This is a genomic window from Autumnicola tepida (assembly GCF_031846485.1).
GTDB lineage: Bacteria > Bacteroidota > Bacteroidia > Flavobacteriales > Flavobacteriaceae > Autumnicola > Autumnicola tepida.
The window spans coordinates 1-2943 of record NZ_JAVRHQ010000060.1 but is presented as its reverse complement, the minus strand read 5'-3'; the positions used below and the strand labels follow the sequence as shown (position 1 = coordinate 2943).

The window sequence follows — 2943 nt, the reverse complement described above, 5'->3', positions numbered from 1 at the left end:
GATAGAGAAAGAGTTGAATTAGAAGGAATTGACGAAGAATTTGACGAAGTTGAATTTGAGTTAGAATTGAATGGAAAAAGAAAAACATTTTACACCATAAGAAGGGATAAAATTCAGCCAGACATTAATGTTACTAGAGATATTGAGTTTGATGAAAACGGTATTCCGACTATCGAATCTATGATTGAACAAAGTGAAGTGCTTATTCGCGAGGTAATTGAATTAAGATTATGATATGCTAAGTAGAATTAATATTTTTTCGATTATAAAAGATCATTTCAAAACTCTAAGAAGTCTTAATCAAAGTTATAAATTCATAAACTTTAAAGATTTTTTACTTTTCTTACTTTTTCCCTTAATTATAGCATCTATAGTTACATACAAAGGATATAGTTTTAAAGATCAATTAGGTAATTTAATTGCGGCAGTCGCCATTTTTGGAGGATTTCTGTTTAACCTTTTAGCAATTATTTATGGGCAAATAGATAAAATTCAAAATGATGCGGAAAAAGAAGATGATAATTTGAAAAAAAGGTTCGTTAAAGAAATCCATATCAATATATCTTTTTGTATAGTTCTATCAATACTTATAGTTATTTCTTTATTACTTACGACAGTCGATATTCCTAATTTCAGAGGAGAAATTATTCTTGAAAGAATGATAACCGGCACAGTTTATTTTTTATTAATTCTTTTTGTACTCACTCTGATAATGGTTTTAAATAGAGTATACATTTTACTAAAGAAAGATTCAGAATAAGTACTGTGCCCAACCGCGGTTCATCTCAAATAGCGGGTATTATAGAAAAAGTGTAATTTTAGAAACCAAGAATGAAAATGGTTAATCCGACAAGTCCGCGTCCCTACTCCCGCAACTTGCGATAACCGCAAACCGTTGGCAACAATTAAAAAATTTAGATTATCATTCTAAGTTTAGAATTATCAGAAAAATTAAAATATTTTGAAATAATTTCAAGAGGTAAAGAGAAAGCTTCTCCTAATTCCTTATCACTATAATTCAATTCATTTTTATGAAGTTCATAAGCATTTCTAAAAGCAATTGGACTATCTATATCAACTAGAGTTTTTTCCACTTTTCTTTCTCCCATACGACTTAATTCAATCATAAAATATTTAGCTTTTTTATCGGAAATCGCTTTTAAGTCTTTTGCTCTTCTTATAATTGATTGCTTTGAAGTATGCCAATATTTTTTTAAAGGTGCTAAATCATACAAGCTTAAACCTATAAGTGAATTTTTTATTCCTTCTTCCGGCATTAAAAATTCAGATGCGAATCGATTGGCTTCAATTTCTTTTCTCTTTTCATCTCTATGTTTAGGAATAGGAAAATCACCTGTTATATGCATTAGAATATGACCTAATTCGTGAGCTAGAGTAAATCGTTTTCTATCATTCGAAAAATTCTTATTTATAATAATAATCGGAGTGCCTCTATCAGACATTAAGGAAACACCGTCAAACTTTTCAATTACATCATCAGATTCAATTACAATAATTCCATTACTCTCTAATAAATTAAATATATTAAAAACTGGTTCTTTTTTATTAAGTCCCATTAATTTTCTAGTATATCTAGCAACTTCCTCAGGCAAATAATCTTCTGGGTCTAATGGCTTTAAAGAAAACTCAGGAAAATCAATAGATTGACTTAATTGATCTACTACATAACCCAAAAGTCTGTTATTAGTTTCAATTTGAGTTTTTAAACCTTTTGTTATACCAGACCTTTTTCTATAATGAGCTATTTCAATATCATTATTGATTACTTTTTCAAAAAAGCTTTTAGGAAAACCAAGATAGTCGATTAGTGATTCAATAATCGAATCCGATAAAACATCAAATCCTTTTTCAAATTTGGATAAATTTGATTGAGACAGTCCTTTAACTTGTTTAGATAATTCAGTTTGACTTATACCTCTAAACTCTCTAGCAAATACGAATTGAGAATGATTGATTTTCATAATTATCAAAATTAAGGGAAATTGTATTCTAAGATTTAAGGTGCCGATTAATAATTATTGATTAGAAGCTTTTCTTCTAACAAGTTCCTCTTTTACAGAGACTTTTACTGAATTTGTAGTTTTCTTAGATTCAAACAAGTTTTCCACAGTAGTTACGTCGTTCTCAGACACTATCCATTTCACTTGATCTTCATCAATATAAACTATTTGAGGAGACACAATTTCTCCCATTCTATCAATTTTATATCCAAAAAACAAAATTGGATCATCTTGATAGACATCATTATCAAACAACGATAAACTCAATTGATTTGAAATTGTATTTACGTGCTTAGTTTTAATATTCATCGGTTTATTCCGATTATTAAATTTTTTAACTAGGAAAATATAATCTCCTAATTTCAAAATAAACCTTTTGTACTTACCCCATTTCCAATTATCAGAGAACTCTTCTTGTAAACTTTCAACTATACTAGTATTCAGAACAGAAGCATCAAATCTGACTTTTGAATTAGGATTAAACATAGATGCTACCTTATTATACTTTTTAACGGCCTTATTAAAAGCCATAAAAAATTTAGGTAGATCTTTCTTTAAATCTAGTAGACATTCCTCCCTGGAGACTTGCCTCCTTTTTCCGCGGCGACTTGCGGATTCGATTTTTGTCGCTATATTTGTCATACGATATATTTGTTTTTGACACCTTAAATCAAAGAACATAATAAAAGAACTCTGCGCCAACAGAGTTTTTTTACACCTACAAATATATAAAATTAAAGTTTTATTGTAATACAAAATAAAAAAAGTTGTGAACTTTTTTTAACAGTTGCCAACAACGGCTCATCGCAAATAACGGGTATTCCCGAAAAAGTGTAATTTTAGAAACCAGGAAAGAAAATAACTAATCCGACAAAACCGCGTCTTTAATCCCGCAACTTGCGATAGCCAAGACCGTTACCAA

The 2943-nt window shown here is 29.3% G+C and carries 4 protein-coding genes; 2 read left to right on the top strand and 2 right to left on the bottom strand.

Going from position 1 to position 2943, the window contains the following annotated elements:
• The coding region (locus RM553_RS19260; protein WP_311536595.1) for a hypothetical protein at window positions 1-234 on the top strand (234 nt) is incomplete at its 5' end.
• A 1-nt stretch (window position 235) separates the two neighbouring features.
• A complete protein-coding gene (locus RM553_RS19255; protein ID WP_311536594.1) occupies window positions 236-760 on the top strand; it encodes a hypothetical protein in 525 nt (174 codons plus the stop codon).
• A 154-nt stretch (window positions 761-914) separates the two neighbouring features.
• Here RM553_RS19255 and RM553_RS19250 read toward each other — a convergent pair whose 3' ends face one another.
• Both RM553_RS19250 and RM553_RS19245 read right to left on the bottom strand, forming a co-directional pair.
• Window positions 915-1982, bottom strand: a complete 1068-nt coding sequence (locus tag RM553_RS19250) for a helix-turn-helix domain-containing protein (RefSeq protein WP_311536593.1) — start codon at window positions 1980-1982, stop codon at window positions 915-917.
• Between the two features lie 54 nt (window positions 1983-2036).
• The gene (locus RM553_RS19245; RefSeq protein WP_311536592.1) at window positions 2037-2663 is read right to left on the bottom strand and encodes a hypothetical protein; all 627 of its coding nucleotides are present in this window, start codon (window positions 2661-2663) and stop codon (window positions 2037-2039) included.
• Window positions 2664-2943: the final 280 nt, after the last annotated feature.